The organism is Kosmotoga sp. (genome assembly GCF_982836095.1).
Window position 1 is genome coordinate 17404 of the sequence record NZ_CEYIHJ010000011.1, and the last position, 3680, is coordinate 21083.

Here is a 3680-nt window from a genome sequence, read left to right on the forward strand (position 1 = left end):
GAACATGATAGAAGCCTTTGTCATAGACATAGACGGAACTTTCATAGATACTAAAGGAAACATTCCACCAGAGAACCTTAGTGCTTTAGAGGCCATTGAAGAGGCAGGTATAGAGATATTTTTTGCAAGTGGGCGAATGTTGAGTTCTGTCATGAAGCTTCAGTCTTTGAGGCTCAGAAGAACTTATCCAATCATAGCCTACAACGGTGCGGTTGTCTGGAACGGAAGAGATATTATATTCAACGAAAATATTCCCTCAAGAATAGCAGTGGATATAATCAGATATAGTTTATCAAAAGGCTTATACATACACGCATATGTCAATGATGAGCTTATTGTTCCCTCCGATTGTAAAAAGGCCCGAGAATATGCAAAACATTCGTCTGTTGAATACAGAGTTGAAAAGAAATTCATTGAATTTATAAGCGAAAACGCCCCTACTAAACTCTTGATCATAGATAAACCTGGACAGATAGAGAAATTGAGTGTGCATTTTTCTTTCAGATATCCAGAGTTAAATGTTTTCAGATCCTTTGCCACATATCTTGATTTGCTTCCAGCAGGAATCCACAAAGGTGTGGGACTCAGGTATTTGTGCGAGAATTTGCATATTGATCCTGCACATGTTGTTGCGTTTGGTGACAACGACAACGATATTCCTTTGTTTGAAGAAGTCGGCTTTTCAGTGGCAGTTGCTAATGCCACAACAATGGCAAAAAAAACAGCAGACGTTATTGCCCCCACAAATGATGAAGCGGGTTTTGGAAAAGTAGCAATGAAGTTGGTAAAACTCATGAAGTGATTATTGGCGAGTTATCTTGCTTTTCATTATTATGCTAATATCTGCGATGAAATAACCTTTTTTATCGCGGAGTCTTAAAATTATCACCGGGGTTTTAAGTGAGATTCCTTTCGCAGTAAGCGAGACTTCGTTAAGATACACATATCCGTCTCTTTCGAGGAGCTTATTTATAGTATTTCGGTCTTTTTCTGAAGACTGCAGAAAATCAGGCACCAGTTTCATACCCAAGATGTTGTTTACATCGTTTATTCCAAAGGTTTCCAACCAACTCAAATTAGCATAAAGAATCCTACCTTTGAGGTCCGTTGCAACTGCTGGATCAAATAATTTTTCAAGTAGCTCGACTCTATTCTTCAAGTTCGGAAGAATGTAGTATATGCCGCTGATGTCCTTTCCGGTAATTACATAACCTATTACCCTTCCTTTTTCCTTGACACATCGGGATATGAATTGGAGCATAATTCTGGTTCCCTGTTCTTCTTCAATCTCGACGAGTTTACTGGGAGCCGTTTCATTGCATAATGGGAATATCCCTTCAGAGAGTTTTTCAAAGAGTTTTGAAGATAATTCTTCTATCCTTTTCCCGAACGCTTTTCTCAAACTAATGCGGAAAAAATCTTCAGCGGTCTTGTTCATATACATTATCCGATATGAACCATCGATGGCTATGACAATTTCACTTACGTTATTGAGAAGCAGTGAATGTAACCTGAGCTTTCGCTCCATTTCATGCTTTGAAGTGACATCCCGGCCAACCATGAGTTCAAAATTTCCTTTTTCGGTTTTCAACAATTTTCTTCTGGCTTCTACTATGAAATTGCTTCCGTCCTTCTTAATATGTATCTCTTTTCCGATCCAGCTTCCGGATTCGCGAAGAGCACGGCTCTTGCTCTTCAAATATCTTGAATGCTGCTTTACGTAATTTTGCTCAGGTGTTCCGAGCATTTCCTGAAGTTCATATCCGTGACTCTTTGCGGCATATTTATTGAGATAGACGATATCACCTTTTAAATTAACTGCTAATGCGATCTCCTCGATATTGTCAAGGAAATTCCACTGAAATTCAATGAGTTTTTCGTTTTTGGTTTGTGTGGTGATATCCATAAAAGTGATTTGTATAACTCTTTCAGCCTCATACAAAGACACGGTGCTGTTTAATGTTATTATTCTCCTGTCCGAGAAGGCATTTATGAGAGTGCATTTTTGATTACTGATATTGTATCCACCAAGGATTTTATTGATGATTTCGTCTTCAACCAGGATTTCTTTCAAGTTCATATGAAAGAGCTCACTTTCGGAAAACCCGAGAATCAATTTTGCAGCATTGTTAGAGAAGATGATCTTTCCGTCCTTCCGCAAAAGTAACATACCACACCCCATGTTGTTGACAAGCGTATCGTATTTGTTTTTCTCAAATTGCAGCACCTGCTGTAATCTTCTGTTCTTTAGCATGTTAAACACGATTTTGCTGAGATAGTGAAGGTAGCCCGGCCCTTTGAGTACATATTCTTCATCTTTCATTCCGTACTTCTTCACATCAGCTTCGTTACCTATGAGAAAGAGATAGTTAGCGCTTTCTTTTCTTGCTCGTTCAATGAGATTTTCATTGATGAAATCGAAGATAATGAGGTCAGAAAAAAGCCAGAGATCATCGCCGATCTCTTCAGTATAACGAACATCAAATTTCGTGGAGAAAGCATCAATCAAACGGCGAGCATCGCGCTGTCCTCTTCCTACAAGGACTACACGATAGCGTGAAAGCATTTCCAGCAAAAAGACCCCTCCATAATTCAAAAGAAGCAAAAAGAACTATCTGATCTTGTTAAATATATTAACATAAAGGTAATGCAATTCCAAAATAAAAGGCCTCTAAAACGAGGCCTTTGGAGCAGGCGATGAGACTCGAACTCACAACCTCCGCCTTACCAAGGCGGCGCTCCACCGATTGAAGCTACGCCTGCACGCCAAAAATATAATACCATAAGGGAGATAATCTTTCAAGGAGTGCAAATTGAAAAATCCCCCATAATATGGGGGATTTTTAAGGATCTTTTCCACTTATTCTTTTTCGTAGGGTACCCCGTCTGCAGCAGGTGCCCTTGTTTTACCAATGAAGCCACCAACAACTATCAGCGTAACAACAAAGGGGAGCATATTAAACAGGGGTTTAATGGTCGCTGAAACGGAAACGATAGAGCTACTCTGTAGCTGAAGGTTCATGGCTTCCGCTGCACCAAAGAGTAGGGCAGCCCACATTGCGCCAGCGGGATTCCAATTACCAAGAATCATGGCAGCCAAAGCTATGAACCCTCTGCCATGAATCATGTTTTCAACGAATCTGCCAAGCTCACCAACAGAAAGGAAAGCTCCACCAAGGCTTGCGAGCACTCCGCTCATGAGCACACCAAAGTACCTGGTTTTATAGACGTTTATTCCCAACGTGTCAGCAGCCTCGGGGTTTTCACCAACAGCCCTCATTCTCAAGCCTAATGGTGTTTTGTACATCAAAAACCAACTAACTGCTACAAGAGCAAGAGCAATATAAACAAAGGGGCTCAATTCTCCAAAAATATCACCGACAAAAGGAATTTTTTCCAGAAAGGGAATATGCAGGTCACTGACTTTACCGATAAAGTCCGTTTGTCCTTCATGACCGAAAAAGGGCTTCATCAGAAAAGAAGTTATACCCTGGGCGATAATAATTAAAGCGGTAGCGCTGACAATTTGATTTGCTGACCATCGTATGCTTGCCCATGCGTGTAACCAGGAAAAGCCAAGCCCAATAATTACAGCGGCCAACACACCTATCCATGGATTTCCAGTTATTTGGGTAAAAACGATAGAAACAAAGGCACCCATCAGCATAATTCCCTCAAGG

3 protein-coding genes and 1 tRNA gene are annotated in these 3680 nt (G+C 40.5%); 1 reads left to right on the plus strand and 3 read right to left on the minus strand.

The features are described from left to right. The coding region (locus AC3LHT_RS01770; protein ID WP_488661781.1) for an HAD family hydrolase at nucleotides 1-802 on the plus strand (802 nt) is incomplete at its 5' end. On the opposite strand, the gene AC3LHT_RS01775 is transcribed toward AC3LHT_RS01770, so the two are convergent. From AC3LHT_RS01775 to AC3LHT_RS01785, 3 genes are all read right to left on the minus strand, one after another. Beyond that, nucleotides 803-2566 (minus strand): PAS domain-containing protein, encoded by a 1764-nt coding sequence (locus AC3LHT_RS01775; RefSeq protein WP_290644630.1) that lies wholly within the window; start codon nucleotides 2564-2566, stop codon nucleotides 803-805. A 120-nt stretch (nucleotides 2567-2686) separates the two neighbouring features. Continuing rightward, nucleotides 2687-2763, minus strand: a tRNA-Thr gene (locus tag AC3LHT_RS01780). Between the two features lie 97 nt (nucleotides 2764-2860). Continuing rightward, a partial coding sequence (locus AC3LHT_RS01785; RefSeq protein ID WP_488661782.1) for an ABC transporter permease occupies nucleotides 2861-3680 on the minus strand: 820 nt, incomplete at its 5' end.

Bases quoted from the DNA above. Each gene is read 5' to 3' on its own strand.
- AC3LHT_RS01775 (WP_290644630.1), bottom strand. From the start codon at position 2,566: ATGCTTTCACGCTATCGTGTAGTCCTTGTAGGAAGAGGACAGCGCGAT.